Source organism: Agrobacterium radiobacter (assembly GCF_040801995.1).
GTDB classification, from domain to species: Bacteria; Pseudomonadota; Alphaproteobacteria; order Rhizobiales; family Rhizobiaceae; genus Agrobacterium; species Agrobacterium radiobacter.
In genome coordinates this window covers 1,657,135-1,672,693 of record NZ_JBEGHX010000001.1, presented here as the reverse complement: position 1 = coordinate 1,672,693, position 15,559 = coordinate 1,657,135, and the positions used below count along the sequence as shown (strand labels likewise).

Here is a 15,559-nt window from a genome sequence, read left to right as displayed (position 1 = left end):
GGTTGTCATTCCGGCCGCTCTCTAATCCTTGGGCTCCATTAAACGGAGGCCAAGGATATGAAATTGCTTGAAAACAAGGTTGCCATCATCACCGGTGCGTCATCCGGCATCGGCCGGGCGACGGCGATGCTGTTTGCCGCTCACGGCGCGGCGGTCGTTCTCAATGCGCGCGGCGAAAAGGCGCTGCAGGAGGTTGCCGGCGACATTCGTGAGACCGGCGGCCGCGTCCACGCGGTGGCGGGTGATGCCGGTCTTGCCGAAACCCATTCCCGGCTGGCAGAGGCGGCCGTGAGCGTGTTCGGTGGCCTCGATATCGCCGTCAATAATGCCGGTGCGGTGGGGGCCATGAAGCCGCTGGCGGAGATTTCGCCTGCGGAATGGGATGATGTACTCAACGTCAATCTTACCTCCGCCTTTCTGGGGGCGCGTTACCAGATACCGCTGATGTTGACGCGTGGCGGCGGCTCCATCGTCTTTACCTCAAGCTTCGTCGGCACCAGCGTCGGCATACCGGGCATGGCGGCTTACGGCGCGGCGAAGGCGGCGTTGATGGGGCTGGTGAAAGGCATTACCGCCGATTATGCCATCAGCGGTATTCGTGCCAATGCGCTGCTGCCCGGCGGGGTTGATACACCGGCCGCCGGCGATGCGGCGCAGAAGGAATGGGCCGCTGGCCTGCATGCGATGAAACGTATCGCTGAGCCGCAGGAAATCGCGCAGGCAGCGCTTTTCCTCGCTAGCCCCATGGCGAGCTTCGTCGCCGGAGCGGCGTTGTTTGCCGATGGCGGCAATGCGGCCGTGAAGTGATGTTCGGGCTTGGCGGGCAGGGTCTTATCGCGCCCGCCACTCCTCCAGCGTCAACGCATAGGTCACATGCGGGCGCAGATGCGGATGCGTCTCTTCCGGCACGCGCGGATGGTCGAAATCGCGTGAAGGATCACGCTTGAGGCCGATACGCTCCATCACCCGCGTTGAACGCTGGTTGTTGTGCACGGCAAAGGAGACGATTTCCGGCGTCTCCTTTTCATCGAAGGCCATGACGAGCAGCGATTGCGCCGCTTCCGTGACATAGCCGTGGCCCCAGAAGCGGGTGGCGAGCCGCCAGCCGATTTCCATGGTTCCGAGCGGGAAGGGCGGGTCGAGATTCATGACGGGGGAAATGCCGCAGAAGCCCATGACTTCGCCGGTCTCGCGCAATTCCATGGCGTAGAAGCCGTAACCGCTGCCGCGGATCATGCCGTTGATGGTTTCCAGCACGGCGTCCGCTTTCGCATGGCTGCGGCGGAAGGGAAAAAACTCCATGACCTTTTCGTCGGCGTTGATTTCGCGGAACAGGTCACGGTCGCTCTCCTTCCACTCGCGCAGAATGAGTCTCTGTGTCTCTCGGATGATCATGGAGTGACAAAATCCGTCTTGCGGTAGCCCTGGATGTATAGAAGCGCGGTCAGATCACCATGGTCGATGCGCATCTGCGCCTCGGCTGCCACGGCCGGCTTGGCATGCAGGGCCACGCCCGCGCCGGCCAGATGCAGCATGCCGAGATCGTTGGCGCCATCGCCGACTGCCATTGCCTCCTCCGGCGAAATGCCGAGCTTTGCTGCAATATCGTTCAGTGCATCCACCTTTGCCTGTTTGCCGAGGATGGGTTCGGCAACGGTGCCATCAAGTTCGCCATTGGCTTCGCCCAGCAGATTGGCGCGGTCCTCGTCGAAACCGAGCATCGCGGAGACGCGGCCGGTGAAGACGGTGAAGCCGCCGGACACGAGGGCGGTGTAATAGCCCTTCGCCTTCATGGTGGCGATCAGTTCCTTGCCGCCCGGGGTCAGCGTGATGCGCTTTTCGATGACGTCATCGATGACAGAGACCGGCAGGCCCTTCAGCAGCGCCACACGCTCACGCAAAGCAGGTTCGAAAGCGATCTCGCCATTCATGGCGCGGGCGGTGATGGCTGAGACCTTGTCCTTCAACCCGACTTCGGCCGCCAGTTCGTCGATGCATTCCTGGCCGATCATGGTCGAATCCATGTCGGCGATCAGAAGCTTCTTGCGCCGCTGATCCTGTTCCTGGATGACGATATCGATCGGTTTTCCGGCAAGCGCGGCTGCAATCGCGCTGCGTGCCTGTTCGATGGCAGCGCCGGAGGGCAGGGCGATATCGCAGGCAATGCCATCGGCCAGCCAGTAGAGGCCCGATGCGTTGACGGCCTTCGCGGCCGCTTCGCCGAGGGCCGGTGTCAGAACAGGATTTGACGGATTGGCGATAAGCGTGGCAACGAGAGCCATGATGAAAAACCTTGATGAGAATTTTGATGCGATCCTGATAACCGGCCCGACGGCAAGCGGCAAGTCCGCGCTTGCGCTTCGTTTGGCGCGGGAGCGGGACGGCGTCGTCATCAATGCCGACAGCATGCAGGTTTACGACACGCTACGGGTGTTGACCGCCCGGCCATCCGAAGACGAGATGGAGGGCGTGCCGCATCTGCTTTACGGCCATGTGTCGGCGAGCAGCCTCTATTCAACGGGCGAATGGCTGCGGGACATCTCTGCCCTGCTTGCGGATTTACGGGCGCAGGGGCGTTTCCCCGTCATCGTCGGCGGCACGGGACTTTATTTCAAGGCATTGACGGGCGGCCTCTCCGACATGCCCAACATTCCAGAGGACATCCGCGAGAGATTGCGCGCCCGGCTGGTCGAGGAGGGAGGGGCGGTCCTTCATGCGGAACTCGCCGGCCGTGATCCGGCCATGGCGGACACGCTCCAGCCGGGGGACGGGCAGCGTATCGTCCGGGCGCTTGAAGTGCTTGAGGCGACGGGGAAATCGATCCGGGATTTCCAGCAGGCCCGGGGCCCTATGATTATCGACCCCGACCGGGCGCAGAAATTCGTCGTCCTGCCGGAAAGGCCGGTGCTGCATGATCGCATCAATCGTCGTTTTGAGGCGATGGTGGAGAGCGGCGCGGTGGAGGAGGTGCAGGCGCTTCTCGCGCTCAATCTTCCGCCTGATGCAACGGCAATGAAGGCGATCGGCGTTGCCCAGATCGCCGATATGCTGGCCGGGCGCATGGGCGAGGCGGAGGTTATCGAAAAATCGGCGGCCGCGACCCGTCAATATGCCAAACGGCAGATGACCTGGTTCCGCAATCAGATGGGAGACGACTGGACACGCATCCAGCCGTGAACGGGCGTCAGTCTTTCCGGTAGAGGCTGCCGAGCGGCTTCTTCAGGAGGCTCTCGCGGAGCGAAGGGCGTGTATCGCCGGGCGGCGGGCCATTTTGCGCCTGCATCTGGAAACTGGCCTTGCGCAATTCGTTGACGGCGCCAGAGGCGGTATCGGGTGCCGCCGGATTTGGTGATGCAGGGAGCGTGCGGCCAGGCAGCATGTCCGGGCGATAGGGTTCATATCCCTCCGTTGCAGCTGTGCCCAGTTCCTGCTTCCAGCTATCGACCTCATCCGTTGACCGGTTCGGTGCTGCCGGTTCCGGCAGATCGGAAAAGGCCGCTTCAACGCTTTGCTGGAAGCCGGTGATAACGGGTTTTGGCGTGGCGCGCATGCGGGTGACGATGCTGTTCAGGTCAACCGTATCAGGGGTTTCGTGGTTCACATGGCTGGTGATGCCGCTCGCCTTCGGCAATTTGGCCGTGACGACGCGGTCAAAACGCATGCGCATCGGTACATTGACGGCCTCGCCAAAAGCAATGGCCTCACCATTGCCGATGGACGACAGAAAACTGGTGGTCGATGTCGATGCGTTCGGTACCGCTGAAAGGATGATCTTCTGGTCGATCTCGTTCGAGAGCCGCATGGCGAAAACGGTCGAGCATTGCGACAGGATGGTCTGGTCCAGTTCGCTCGGCCGCTGGCTGATGACGCCGAGCGAAATGCCGTATTTGCGGCCTTCCTTGGCGATCTGGGCGATGGATTGCCGGGTGGGGAAAAAGCCGCGCTCGGGGTCGGCAGGCACATAACGGTGCGCTTCCTCGCAGACGACAAGCATATGCAGCGAGCCGCGCGCCAGCACCGCCAGTTCGAAGGACATGCGGCAGAGGACCGAAACCACCGAGTTCACCACTTCGGAGGGAATGCCTGACAGCTGGAATACCGAAATCGGCTTTCCTTCGCCGGGAATACGGAAAATATGCGCCACCGTTTCCAGAATGGTGTCGCTGATCGTATTGCTGGAGAACATGAAGTTGTAGCGCGTGTCGTTAATGGCCGAGAGGATGCGGCCTTTCAGCGTGCGCAATGCGGGTTTTTCGCCGCGTCCTTCCAGCCGTCCGATACGCTCGTCGATGAGGGCGAGAAGATCGGCCATGCGGTAGGGTACCGGCGTATCCGGTGTGATCGCGCTTTTGTCGGAGGTGCGGCGGACGGCGGAACCTTCGGTGCCGCGAAACGCCTTCTTCGCTTCGGGAATGATGTCGCGGAGGACATCCATTTCTTCCGGCACCGGCTTGCGACCGCGGAAGATGACCTCGGCAAATTCTTCAAGCCGCATCAGCCAGAAGGGCAGGTCCAGCGTATCCGTATCGATGACGACGGAATGATCGGGAAAAGCGGCCGCGAATTCATTGTGTGGATCGAGAATGAGGACACGCAGTTTCGGGTCGGTCTCGATCGCCTTGTTCAGAAGCAGCGAAACGGCGGTGGTCTTGCCCACGCCCGTCGAACCGACGACGGCGAAATGTTTGGCAAGCATCTGCGGAATGCTGATGGTGGCGCCGATCGTATCGTCCTGCGTCAGCCTGCCGATCACGCAGGCGTCACGCTTGCCGCTGTCGTAGATCTTCGAGAGGTCGCTGGTGCGGATGCGGTGCGCCACCGCGCCGAGATAGGGGTAACGCGAGATGCCGGTGGAAAAGCGTTCGCTGCCGTCCTCGGTGCGGTAAACTTCGCCCACGAGTTCAACGTCGATCAGCAGCCTGTTCGGTCTGTCCGCTGCCCAATAGTCCTCGCCCGTGCGCATGGCGAAGACGAGGGCCGCGACACGGCTCGTGCCCATTTCGATCGAGATCAGGCGTCCGACAGACCAGAGCTGCGACACAACGGTGGTGCCCGGTTCGGTTTCGGCGGCAATGGTGGCGTGTGCGCCGTTACAGGCGATGACGCGGCCGAGCATGCGGTTCGCCGGCTGCTGGCCGGACCGCCGTTCGTTTTCGTCCATGCGGGACGCGTTATGAAACGTGTCGTTATTCACATTTTTTCCCGGTACATGCGATATCGCGGTGGTTCGGGCAGTATCTGCGCTCTCGATATTAAAATATTATGCTTAACAACAGGTGTACCGGCTGCGTTCGAAAATTTCGCGGAAGTCTGCTTGCGGGTAATAAAAGAAGGCGGCGGCGATTTTTTCCTGCAATATGCGTTGACGGCTGGGGGTTTTCTGGCTAACACTCCGCCCCATGAAAAATCTTAACGTACTTATCGTGGTGGGACGGCGCATGGGCAGGATGGTGTAACCATCCGGCGAAAGCACCCATGCGCTGAACGAGGCTCCTCTAGGGGCCTTTTTTTATGTCTTCAAACAGGCCCTCGGGCTCCTCGATATCCAAAGCCAAAGCGGGATGGAAACAGGCAATGACGGATAAGGACAATACGGAAAACAGCAATCGCATGACAGGTGCGGAGATCGTTCTGCAGGCGCTGAAGGATAACGGCGTCGAGCACATCTTCGGTTACCCCGGCGGTGCCGTGCTTCCGATCTATGACGAGATTTTCCAGCAGGAAGACATCCAGCACATTCTCGTGCGCCACGAGCAGGGCGCCGGCCACGCCGCCGAAGGTTATGCCCGCTCCACCGGCAAGGTCGGCGTCATGCTCGTCACGTCAGGCCCCGGCGCGACGAATGCGGTCACCCCGCTGCAGGATGCGCTGATGGATTCCATTCCGCTCGTCTGCCTCTCCGGCCAGGTTCCGACATCGCTGATCGGCTCCGACGCGTTTCAGGAATGTGACACCGTCGGCATCACGCGCCCCTGCACCAAGCACAACTGGCTGGTGAAGGACGTCAACGAATTGGCGGGCATTATCCATGAAGCCTTCCGCATCGCGCAGACGGGTCGTCCCGGACCTGTTGTTGTCGATATTCCGAAGGACATCCAGTTCGCCACCGGCACCTACACGCCGCCTTCCGCCGCCATCCAGCATGAGAGCTACAAGCCGAAGGTCCAGGGCGACCTCAATGCCATTCATGCGGCCATCGAGCTGATGTCGAAGGCGAAGAAGCCGGTTTTCTACACCGGCGGCGGCGTCATCAATTCCGGCCCGGAGGCCACCCGTCTGCTGCGTGAACTGGTAGAGCTGACCGGTTTCCCGATCACCTCGACCCTGATGGGTCTCGGCGCCTATCCGGCATCGGGCAAGAACTGGCTCGGCATGCTGGGCATGCACGGTTCCTACGAAGCCAATATGACGATGCATGATTGTGATGTCATGGTCTGCGTCGGCGCGCGTTTCGACGACCGAATTACCGGCCGCATCAACGCGTTTTCGCCGAATTCCAAGAAGATCCACATCGATATCGACCCATCGTCGATCAACAAGACGGTTCGCGTCGACGTGCCTGTTATCGGCGATGTCGGCCATGTTCTGGAAGATATGGTCCGCCTGTGGCGCGCCTTGCCGAAGAAACCGGAAAAGGCGCAGACCGCCGATTGGTGGGCGCAGATCGAGCGCTGGCGTGCCCGCAACTCCTTCGCCTACAAGAACTCCAACGATGTCATCATGCCGCAATATGCGTTGCAGCGGCTTTATGAGGCTTCGAAGGGGCGTGACACCTACATTACGACAGAAGTCGGGCAGCATCAGATGTGGGCGGCGCAGTTCTTCGGCTTCGAGGAGCCGAACCACTGGATGACGTCAGGTGGTCTCGGCACCATGGGTTACGGCCTGCCGGCAGCCATCGGCGTTCAGGTTGCACACCCGGAAGCGCTCGTCATTGATATCGCCGGTGACGCCTCGATCCAGATGTGCATTCAGGAAATGTCCTGCGCCATCCAGTACGGTCTGCCGGTGAAGATCTTCATCCTCAACAACCAGTACATGGGCATGGTGCGCCAATGGCAGCAGCTGCTGCATGGCAACCGCCTGTCCAACTCCTATACCGAAGCGATGCCTGACTTCGTCAAGCTCGCGGAAGCCTATGGAGCGGTCGGCATGTATTGCGACGATCCTAGGGAATTGGACGAGAAGATCGCCGAGATGATCGCGGTCAACAAGCCGGTTATCTTCGATTGCCGCGTTGCCAATCTTGCCAATTGCTTCCCGATGATCCCGTCTGGTAAGGCTCATAACGAGATGCTGTTGCCGGATGAGGCGACGGATGAAGCTGTTGCCAACGCCATTGACGCCAAGGGCCGTCAGCTAGTCTGAGCCGGGAGAGGAAAAGGACATGAACGCACACCTACAGCCCACCGGCTCCGCCTATTTCATCCAGAAGGAAACGGCTGCCGTCGAAAATCATACGCTGTCGGTTCTCGTCAGCAACGAGCCGGGTGTTCTCGCCCGGGTCATCGGCCTGTTTTCCGGCCGTGGCTACAACATCGAAAGCCTGACGGTTTCCGAGACCGAACATGAGGCGCATCTGTCGCGCATCACCATCGTCACGCGCGGTACCCCCATCGTGCTGGAGCAGATCAAGGCGCAGCTGGAACGTATCGTGCCCGTGCACCGGGTTCTCGATCTCACCGTTCGTGCCCGCGAACTGGGGCAGGAGCGGCCTATCGAGCGCGAAGTGGCGCTCATCAAGGTCGCCGGCACGGGTGAAGTGCGCGCTGAAGCCCTGCGCCTTGCGGATGCGTTTCAGGCCAAGGTGGTGGATGCGACTGTCGAGCATTTCATCTTCGAAATCACCGGCAAGTCATCGAAGATCGACCAGTTCGTGGCCATCATCAAGCCGCTCGGCCTGATCGAAATTTGCCGCACCGGTATTGCGGCGATGAATCGCGGTTCGCAGGGAATGTAATCTCCGTATTTGGAGCAGATGCTGAAATATAAGCCCGCGGTTCGCCGCGGGTTTTTTATGGCGTTGTTCCGCTCGATCCAACATTCAACCGTATGGTTGACTTTCTGGATCGGCAGTCTATATTCAACAACATGGTTGAATTATCCGCTTCACATCTCGACACCGTCTTTCATGCCCTTGGCGACGCCACGCGACGCACGATGCTGCGTGATCTGTCCCGCGGCGAGCGCACGGTAAGCCAGTTGGCCCAGCCGTTCGACATATCGCTCGCTGCGGCTTCAAAGCACATCAAGGCGCTGGAAAATGCCGGGCTCATCCGCCGTGAGGTGAGGGGGCGCACCCATGTCTGCCGCCTTTCGCCGGAACGGTTGGCGGAAGCGCATGAATGGCTGGATTTCTACCGGCAGTTCTGGGGCAGTCGCCTCGATATTCTTGAGCAGATGCTCAGGGAGGATGATCAGGGAAAAATCCCTGCAGATGGAGGAAATGACAATGGCTGATATTGCAATGCCTGACGCCTATGGCCGTCTCGTCGAGCCGACGACCCTGAAGATCGAACGGCTGCTGCCGGGACCGATCGACCGGGTCTGGGCCTATCTGACACAAAGCGAACTTCGCCGCCGCTGGCTGGCATCCGGTGAAATGCGGCTTGCGCCGGATGCACCGTTCGAACTGGTGTGGCGCAACGATGAGCTTTCCGATCCGCCCGGCCGGCGCCCGGAAGGCTTTTCCGAAGAAGACCGTATGGCTTCCCGCATCATTACCGTGGTTCCACCGCACCGTCTCGTCTTTAGTTGGGGCGAAGGTGGCGAGGTCTCGATCGAACTTCAGGCTCTTGGCAAGGATGTGCTGCTGACGCTGGTTCATCGCCGGTTGGCCGACAGGAGGACGAGGCTTGACGTCAGCGCTGGCTGGCATGTGCATCTCGACATTCTCGCCGCCCGTCTTCAGGAGAAGGAGCCGGGGCCGTTCTGGGATACATGGCTGGGACTGAAAGAGGAATATGAGCGGCGCATACCGTAACGGAGCGGTGCTTTTCTGGACACAACGGCGCGGTTTTCCGCGCCGTTTTTCAAGCGCCGTCTGCCGCGGCGCTGGCACAATTGTTTTGCTCACATTCCGATTCAACTGCCTGTTAGACAGATTCCGGACAGTGTCTTAAAGCGCTGTTATATCAAAGCATTTCCAGCGCTGTTCTGCGTGTCGGCGGCGGGAAGGCGACATCGAGCGCCGCCCAGTCTTCATCGGTTATTTCAAGATCGGTCGCACCGCGGTTTTCCTCGACCCGTGCGATATTGGCGGATTTCGGAATGGCGATGACGCCGTCCCTTTCCAGAAGAAAGGCGAGCGCCAGCTGGGCCGGGGTTGCCTGATAGGCCTTGGCGATGCGGATGAGTTCATGGTTCTTCAAAATACGGCCCTGTTCGATCGGGGAATAGGCCATCAGCGGCACGCCATGCTCCTGGCACCATGGCAGCAGCGAAAACTCCGGTCCGCGTCGGGACAGGTTGTAGAGCACCTGATTGGCGGCGCAGTTCTTGCCGTCGGGAACTGCGAAAAGCTCCTCCATGTCGTCGCTGTCGAAATTGGAGACGCCCCAGTCGCCGATCTTGCCGTCGCTCTTCAGCCTTTCGAAAGCCGCTACGGTTTCCGCAAGCGGGTGCTCGCCACGCCAGTGCAGCAGATAGAGATTGATGTGGTCGGTGCCGAGCCTTGCGAGACTGCGCTCGCAGGCTTCCGCCGTGCCTCTGGCGCTGGCGTTCCAGGGGTAGACCTTGCTGACCAGAAACACCTCGTCGCGACGGCCGGCGATTGCCGCGCCGACCACTTCCTCCGATCTGCCGTCCGCATACATTTCCGCCGTGTCGACCAGCGTCATGCCGAGATCGATCGCCTTGCGGATGCTTTCGACCTCCTGCGGCGCGGATGATCGCGTCTCCCCCATGTTCCAGGTGCCGAGGCCAAGGGCCGGAATCTCTTTTCCTGATGGCAGGGTGACGGAAGGAATGTCGTCATACATCGGTTCGCTCCAGCGATTGGTGATTGGACAATAGCCCTTTGTTCCGACTTCTCAAACCCGGCATGGAAAGTATTGATCCATCAAAAAAATTGACCGCGCCCATCGATCCGGCGGGGTGGCTTGATGATGGTCCGACGGATAGGGTTTCTGCTCAAGGAGAAATCATGACTGCCGAAACCTTTGTTGCGCTGGTGCTGTTTGCCTTCACCACCTCCATCACACCAGGCCCGAACAATATGATGCTGTTTGCGTCAGGCGTGAATTTCGGATTCCGCCGCACCATCCCGCATATGCTGGGCATCGGCGCAGGGTTCCTGTCGCTGCTGATCGGGGTCGGCTTCGGTCTCGGCGCGTTGCTGCATTCGGTGCCCGTGCTTTACACCGGCCTGAAATTCGCAGGTGGTCTCTATCTCGTCTGGATCGCATGGAAGATCGGTACTTCCCGCAGCCTCAGCGAAGGTTCGGCCGCATCGGCGCCGATGAGTTTCATTGCTGCCGCCGCCTTTCAGTGGGTCAATCCCAAGGCCTGGGTGATGGCGGTGACGGCGATGGCGACCTATACGGATGAGCGGCAATATTTCTTCACCGTTCTTGTCGTTGGCGTGGCCTTCGCCGCGGTCAATCTTCCCAGTGTTTCGACCTGGGCCGGCTTCGGCTCCGCCTTGCGCGACTGGCTCGCTGTCCCCGTCCGGCTCAAATGGTTCAATATCACCATGGCCGTGCTTCTTGTCATCAGCCTCTGGCCGATGCTGAAATAGCGGTCTTCACGTCGGGAACTGCCGGTAACATTCCTCGGCGATCGCCTGCACCTCGTCGCGCGTCAGTTCGGCGGACACGGCGTAACCCAGTTCGTTGTCGATCCAGTAGAAGGTCTCGATACCGTCGGCGCTGGCCATGCGGAAGCTGGTGGTGCGGTTTTCCTCGTTGTGGCCGATCAGCACCGTCACCCTGCGGCCGGTCTTGTCCTGATACATCAGCATCGCGCCCGGCTTGCCGCTGACGGGGATAAGACGCCCGCCGACGAGGTCATATCCGATCTTCGAGAGATCGGGGATGGTGAAGGGGTAGCCGAGCCGCTTGCCGAGCCATGTCGCGAGATGCTGCTGCTCTCCGGCGCCGACTTCAACGGGATGGCGCACCTCGCTCGCATAGATGAGATAGGCGGATTTCGCCTGTGCCGGAATATCCGTCGTCAGCGACGCCAGAGTCACGTCCTGCGGCGTGGAAAAAGACGGCGGCAGAAGCCTGCCGGCCGCAGCACCCGCCACGAAGATCAAAAGGGCGGCCGCTGTTTGCAGGAGAACCGGTTTTACCCGCCATGCGCGCTCCCTCTTTTGCGGGCTGAGCATCGATGCGTCATGCGGATGTGCGGCGGCATAGGAGGCGAAGGCATTGCGCAGAATATCGGCCTGTTTTCTCCATTCCTCCACGCGGGCCTGCTCTTCCGGCCTTTCCGCCAGCCAGGCCTCGACAGCCGCGCGGTCGTCGTCGGAAAGAAGTCCGTCGACATAGGCGTGCAGGTCGTCTTCGGTTATGGCGTCGGGCCGTTTCATCGTGGTCTCCGCAGGGGTATGATATTATCCGCCGCCAGGTGCTGGCGAAGGGTTTCGCGGGCGCGGGACAGTCTGGACATGACGGTGCCGAGCGGGATCGATAGTGTCTCGGCCGCCTCCTGATAACTGTAGCCCTCCACCGTCACCAGCATCAGCACCGCGCGCATGTCGGGCGAAAGAAGGGCGAGCGCGCCGTGCAGGCGGTCATTCTCCAGCGTGTCGGAGAGCGTCTCCGCGCCGGCGATGGTCTCATGGCCGTCGAGGCTTTCGGACGGGTGACGTTTCTCGGCGCGGTGGCGGTTACGATAAAGATTCGTCATTATCGTGTAAGCCCATGTTTTTAAACCTGTTCCGCGCCATTGCCTTTGATTGGCCAGCGCCTTTTCCACGCAGTCCTGCAAGAGGTCCTCGCCATCGGCGTCAGAACGGGAAAGGCTGCGGGAATAACGGCGCAGCATGGGTATCAGCGCCAGCATCTCCGTTTCGAAGCTGCCGGCTGCGGGGGAATGGTTCCCCCGCTTTTCGCCATTCATGCCATCAGGGTTTTGCGGCATCCCATACACCGTTCACACCATCACCGGTGGCATCGCCCTTCTTGGTATCCTTGACCCAGTAATAAAGCGGCATGCCATCCTTTGCCCACTGCATCTTGCCATCCTTGCGCTTCACGAGGGAATAGGCGCCCTCGGCCTTGTCGCTGGCGGCTGCGAAAAACGGCGGCCAGTTTACCGCGCATTTGTCATAACAATTGGATACGCCCTTCTTGTCGTTCTTGAAAGTGTAGAGCGTCATGCCTTTTTCACCCGCCAGCACGTCGCCTTTGGCGGTCTTGACCGTTTCGACCGCAGGGGCGGCATAGGCCGTTCCGGCAAAAGCCAGAACGAGGGCGGGAACGATAAAGCGGATCTTCATGGACATATCCTCCTTGGTTCGGGCGGCCTCTGCCGCCAGCACATCAAGAGACACCGCAACCTGACGAATTATTCCCTGTCTCGACGCATTTTTAAACTTATCCATTGAGCTAAGTGTTTTGATGTGATAGTTAGCCTTATGGAAAACTATTCAGATGCACTCAACGATATCTTCCAGTCTCTTGCCGATCCGACCCGCAGGGCGGTGATCCTGAGGCTGGGCGGCGGGGAGGCGAGCATCGGAACGCTGGCCGAACCCTTCGACATGGCCCTGCCATCCTTCATGAAACATATCCGCCAGCTGGAAGAGGCGGGGCTGATCGTGACGCGCAAGCAGGGGCGTGTCCGGTTCTGCTCCCTGGAGAAGCAGCGGTTTTCCATGCTCGATGGCTGGCTTTCGCAACAGCGCGCCATCTGGGAAGGCCGCACCGACCGGCTCGAACAGTTTGTCATGGCACAACAGGACAGGATGTCCAGCAAAGGGGAGAATGACCGATGACCGACACTTTCAATCCCGATCTCGACCTGAAAATTTCACGCATCATAAGGGCGCCGCGCCGGCTCGTCTGGAATGCCTGGACGGACAGGACCAGTCTTGAACAGTGGTGGGTGCCGCATCCCGGCCAATGCCGTGTCGACAAAATGGAGCTTCATCCCGGCGGCGCCTTCGAAACGCGGTATAGCGAGGATGGCGCGGCCTTCGGTCCGCATGTCAAAGGATGTTTTCTGGCGGTGGATCATGAGGAGCGTCTGGTTTTCACCGATGCGCTGACCGCGGGTTTTCGCCCCTCCGCCCAGCCGTTCCTCACGGCCGTGATGACGTTTCGCGATCATCCCGACGGCATGGAATATGTGGCTTACGCCATGCACAACAATCTTGAGGATCGCAACAGGCACGCGGAGATGGGGTTCTTCGACGGCTGGAATACGGTTGCGGAGCAATTGGCGGCACTCGTCGAGAAGCAGGCGGCCCATTGAGGCCGTCATTCTCGTCAGGCGATTCATCTTTCGTTCTTTTTCTGTTGCGCACCACGCTCGAATCCTGCGATGAGGGCGCATGTTATTTTCACCGCAACAGGACGAAGCGCTCAAGGCTGTTTCCCGCTGGCTGAAGGAAGGCCGCACACCGGTTTTCCGGCTGTTCGGTTATGCCGGAACGGGCAAGACGACGCTTGCCAAGCATTTCGCGGAAAATGTCGATGGCGAGGTGCTGTTTGCGGCCTTCACCGGTAAGGCGGCGCAGGTGCTGCGTTCGCGTGGTGCAACCAATGCCCGCACCATCCATTCGCTGATCTACCGCCCGCGCGGTGAAGAAACTGTCGAAGACGAGGAAACCGGCAAGACCTCGATTGCGCCGATGTTCTCCATCAACCGCCAGAGCCCGCTCGCCAAGGCGGCGCTCATCATCATCGATGAATGTTCGATGGTGGACGAGCAGCTTGGCAAGGATCTGATGAGTTTCGGCACGCCGATTCTCGTGCTTGGCGATCCCGGGCAGCTGCCGCCGGTTTCGGGCGGCGGCTTCTTTACCGAGCAGGAGCCGGATTATCTGCTGTCGGAGATTCATCGGCAGGCCAAGGACAATCCGATCATCCATCTTGCCATGGATGTGCGGGAAGGCCGGGAGATCATGCGCGGCGATTATGGTTCCGCGCAGGTGATTTCCAAGTCGGAGGTGACGCAGTCGCTGGTGCTCGATGCCGATCAGGTACTCGTCGGCACCAACCGTACCCGCCGCCGCTACAATCAGCGGCTTCGCGAGCTGAAGGGCTTTACCGCCGATTACCCGCAATCCGGTGACAAGCTGGTCTGCCTCCGGAACGATCCGGCCAAGGGCCTGCTGAACGGCTCGCTCTGGCAGGTGATGAGCTCATCGCGCGAGACGGTGAAGCCCGGCATCAACCTGATGATCCGGCCCGAAGACGACGATATGGATCGCGGCGCCGCCAAGATCAAATTGCTGAAGGCGGCTTTCGAGGATGTGGAAACGGAAATTCCGTGGTCCACGCGCAAGCGGTATGACGAGTTCGATTTCGGCTATGCGCTGACCGTGCATAAGGCGCAGGGTTCGCAGTGGAACAACGTGGTTCTCTTCGACGAGAGCTATGCCTTCCGGGACTCGCGCGAGAGGTGGCTCTACACCGCCATCACCCGTGCGGCAGAGACCCTGACAATCGTTCGCTGATCGTGATCAGGCGCGGATGACGCCGAGAAGAACCGCCTTGGCGACCGCCTGAAAACGGTTGCTGGCATTGAACTTGCCGATGATCTTTGCCTCGAGAACATTGAGATCGGTGCCCGAAAGACCAAGGGCGCGGGCGAGGCGCACCGGCGCATAACCCTCCGCCATCAGTTCCAGACATTTTCGCTCGGTGTCGGTAAGGGCGATGTCCTTTGCCGGCGCCCGTTCCGCGCCATCCATGCCGTCCGCTTCCGCGTCGGCGACCAGCAACTCCTCGATCTGCTGGGCCTGGCGCTGAAGGGTGGAAAGCTCGGCCGTCAATTCCCGCTTCCGCTGCCGCAGCGCGGCGTGGAATATGTCGTCCGCCTCGCCCTGCGAGAGCGAACGGACGAATTTTTCCATGATCTCGGTAATGGCGGCGACGGAAATACCCACTTCGCGGCAGACGTTGATGACCGCCATGCGCTGGACGTTGCGGTGGGTATAGACCCGCATCTGGCCGATGCGCCTGGAGGTCAGCAGCGCCTTTTCCTCGTAGAAATGCAGCGTCCGGTGAGTTACCCCGAAGATATTGGCCATGTCGGCGATGGGGACGGGTTCTGCGGGCAGGGAGGAGGGCAGGCTTACATCCGGTAGAAAGCTGCTGATCCTTAGATTGGGTTTGTCCTCATCGCCGTGACTTTCGAACGGCATCCGGCCATCCTGCATTGTCTCCCCCTTCGCGCTCTTTGACAGTGTGCCTGCCTTTTTAAAGGTGTCCGTTGCTTGTTCCCCCAAGACGGACATATTTTCCGATCAAGACCTCATGCCAAACGCTACATCAGAACCGTAACGTGTATTGCCTATTTTCGTTCCCGCAATAATAAAAAATTTGCCGGCCTCCTTGCGATTGGCCTCAACCTGCGTGAAACAGGATGTCAATTCCGAACCGGA

Annotated in this window: 18 protein-coding genes; 10 read left to right on the top strand and 8 right to left on the bottom strand. The window is 60.1% G+C overall.

What is annotated here, in order from left to right; all coding sequences use genetic code 11:
• Positions 1 to 57: 57 nt before the first annotated feature.
• Entirely contained in the window at positions 58 to 807 is a 750-nt protein-coding gene (locus tag MRBLRC7O_RS08480; RefSeq protein ID WP_060727393.1) for an SDR family oxidoreductase, read from the top strand.
• A 24-nt stretch (positions 808 to 831) separates the two neighbouring features.
• Here the strand turns inward: MRBLRC7O_RS08480 and MRBLRC7O_RS08475 are convergent, their stop codons facing one another.
• On the bottom strand, positions 832 to 1,395 hold the full coding sequence (locus tag MRBLRC7O_RS08475) for a GNAT family N-acetyltransferase (protein WP_367727412.1): 564 nt from the start codon (positions 1,393 to 1,395) through the stop codon (positions 832 to 834).
• Positions 1,392 to 2,282 carry a phosphoserine phosphatase SerB gene (serB, locus tag MRBLRC7O_RS08470; RefSeq protein ID WP_003507547.1) on the bottom strand — a complete coding sequence of 297 codons (891 nt, stop codon included), beginning with the start codon at positions 2,280 to 2,282 and terminating at the stop codon, positions 1,392 to 1,394. Before serB ends, MRBLRC7O_RS08475 begins: the two co-directional genes overlap by 4 nt.
• Here serB and miaA point away from each other — a divergent pair.
• On the top strand, positions 2,281 to 3,177 hold the full coding sequence (gene miaA / locus MRBLRC7O_RS08465; RefSeq protein ID WP_060725070.1) for a tRNA (adenosine(37)-N6)-dimethylallyltransferase MiaA: 897 nt from the start codon (positions 2,281 to 2,283) through the stop codon (positions 3,175 to 3,177). The genes serB and miaA overlap by 2 nt on opposite strands.
• A 7-nt stretch (positions 3,178 to 3,184) precedes the next feature.
• Here the strand turns inward: miaA and MRBLRC7O_RS08460 are convergent, their stop codons facing one another.
• Positions 3,185 to 5,194: an ATP-binding protein gene (locus MRBLRC7O_RS08460; RefSeq protein ID WP_367727411.1), complete on the bottom strand. Its 2,010-nt coding sequence runs from the start codon at positions 5,192 to 5,194 to the stop codon at positions 3,185 to 3,187.
• A 380-nt stretch (positions 5,195 to 5,574) separates the two neighbouring features.
• On the opposite strand from MRBLRC7O_RS08460, the gene MRBLRC7O_RS08455 reads away from it, so the two are divergent.
• From MRBLRC7O_RS08455 to MRBLRC7O_RS08440, 4 genes are all read left to right on the top strand, one after another.
• On the top strand, positions 5,575 to 7,368 hold the full coding sequence (locus MRBLRC7O_RS08455; RefSeq protein ID WP_035213143.1) for an acetolactate synthase 3 large subunit: 1,794 nt from the start codon (positions 5,575 to 5,577) through the stop codon (positions 7,366 to 7,368).
• 19 nt (positions 7,369 to 7,387) lie between these two features.
• A complete protein-coding gene (ilvN, locus tag MRBLRC7O_RS08450; RefSeq protein ID WP_003507555.1) occupies positions 7,388 to 7,960 on the top strand; it encodes an acetolactate synthase small subunit in 573 nt (190 codons plus the stop codon).
• A gap of 131 nt (positions 7,961 to 8,091) precedes the next feature.
• Positions 8,092 to 8,460: an ArsR/SmtB family transcription factor gene (locus MRBLRC7O_RS08445; RefSeq protein ID WP_026363425.1), complete on the top strand. Its 369-nt coding sequence runs from the start codon at positions 8,092 to 8,094 to the stop codon at positions 8,458 to 8,460.
• Positions 8,453 to 8,983: an SRPBCC family protein gene (locus MRBLRC7O_RS08440; protein WP_003507564.1), complete on the top strand. Its 531-nt coding sequence runs from the start codon at positions 8,453 to 8,455 to the stop codon at positions 8,981 to 8,983. The genes MRBLRC7O_RS08445 and MRBLRC7O_RS08440 overlap by 8 nt, the downstream gene beginning before the upstream one ends.
• Before the next feature lie 151 nt (positions 8,984 to 9,134).
• Here the strand turns inward: MRBLRC7O_RS08440 and MRBLRC7O_RS08435 are convergent, their stop codons facing one another.
• Positions 9,135 to 9,980: an aldo/keto reductase gene (locus tag MRBLRC7O_RS08435; protein WP_080866278.1), complete on the bottom strand. Its 846-nt coding sequence runs from the start codon at positions 9,978 to 9,980 to the stop codon at positions 9,135 to 9,137.
• A gap of 164 nt (positions 9,981 to 10,144) precedes the next feature.
• Here MRBLRC7O_RS08435 and MRBLRC7O_RS08430 point away from each other — a divergent pair, with 164 nt between their 5' ends.
• A complete protein-coding gene (locus tag MRBLRC7O_RS08430; protein WP_026363426.1) occupies positions 10,145 to 10,738 on the top strand; it encodes a LysE family translocator in 594 nt (197 codons plus the stop codon).
• 6 nt (positions 10,739 to 10,744) lie between these two features.
• Here MRBLRC7O_RS08430 and MRBLRC7O_RS08425 read toward each other — a convergent pair whose 3' ends face one another.
• From MRBLRC7O_RS08425 to MRBLRC7O_RS08415, 3 genes are read right to left on the bottom strand one after another with little or no spacing between them, the layout of a single operon-like run.
• Entirely contained in the window at positions 10,745 to 11,533 is a 789-nt protein-coding gene (locus MRBLRC7O_RS08425; protein WP_003507567.1) for an anti-sigma factor family protein, read from the bottom strand.
• Complete coding sequence (locus MRBLRC7O_RS08420; RefSeq protein ID WP_035213146.1) at positions 11,530 to 12,087, bottom strand: RNA polymerase sigma factor; 558 nt, start codon at positions 12,085 to 12,087, stop codon at positions 11,530 to 11,532. Before MRBLRC7O_RS08420 ends, MRBLRC7O_RS08425 begins: the two co-directional genes overlap by 4 nt.
• Positions 12,071 to 12,451, bottom strand: coding sequence for a COG4315 family predicted lipoprotein (locus MRBLRC7O_RS08415; protein ID WP_077998921.1), 381 nt, complete (start codon positions 12,449 to 12,451; stop codon positions 12,071 to 12,073). The genes MRBLRC7O_RS08420 and MRBLRC7O_RS08415 overlap by 17 nt, the downstream gene beginning before the upstream one ends.
• A 132-nt stretch (positions 12,452 to 12,583) precedes the next feature.
• Here MRBLRC7O_RS08415 and MRBLRC7O_RS08410 point away from each other — a divergent pair, with 132 nt between their 5' ends.
• From MRBLRC7O_RS08410 to MRBLRC7O_RS08400, 3 genes are all read left to right on the top strand, one after another.
• Positions 12,584 to 12,943 carry an ArsR/SmtB family transcription factor gene (locus tag MRBLRC7O_RS08410; RefSeq protein WP_003507570.1) on the top strand — a complete coding sequence of 120 codons (360 nt, stop codon included), beginning with the start codon at positions 12,584 to 12,586 and terminating at the stop codon, positions 12,941 to 12,943.
• Positions 12,940 to 13,422, top strand: coding sequence for an SRPBCC family protein (locus MRBLRC7O_RS08405; RefSeq protein WP_080866277.1), 483 nt, complete (start codon positions 12,940 to 12,942; stop codon positions 13,420 to 13,422). The genes MRBLRC7O_RS08410 and MRBLRC7O_RS08405 overlap by 4 nt, the downstream gene beginning before the upstream one ends.
• A 79-nt stretch (positions 13,423 to 13,501) precedes the next feature.
• Positions 13,502 to 14,629 carry an ATP-dependent DNA helicase gene (locus tag MRBLRC7O_RS08400; RefSeq protein WP_003507572.1) on the top strand — a complete coding sequence of 376 codons (1,128 nt, stop codon included), beginning with the start codon at positions 13,502 to 13,504 and terminating at the stop codon, positions 14,627 to 14,629.
• Between the two features lie 6 nt (positions 14,630 to 14,635).
• Here the strand turns inward: MRBLRC7O_RS08400 and MRBLRC7O_RS08395 are convergent, their stop codons facing one another.
• Positions 14,636 to 15,334: a MerR family transcriptional regulator gene (locus MRBLRC7O_RS08395; protein ID WP_003507573.1), complete on the bottom strand. Its 699-nt coding sequence runs from the start codon at positions 15,332 to 15,334 to the stop codon at positions 14,636 to 14,638.
• Between the last annotated feature and the right edge of the window lie 225 nt (positions 15,335 to 15,559).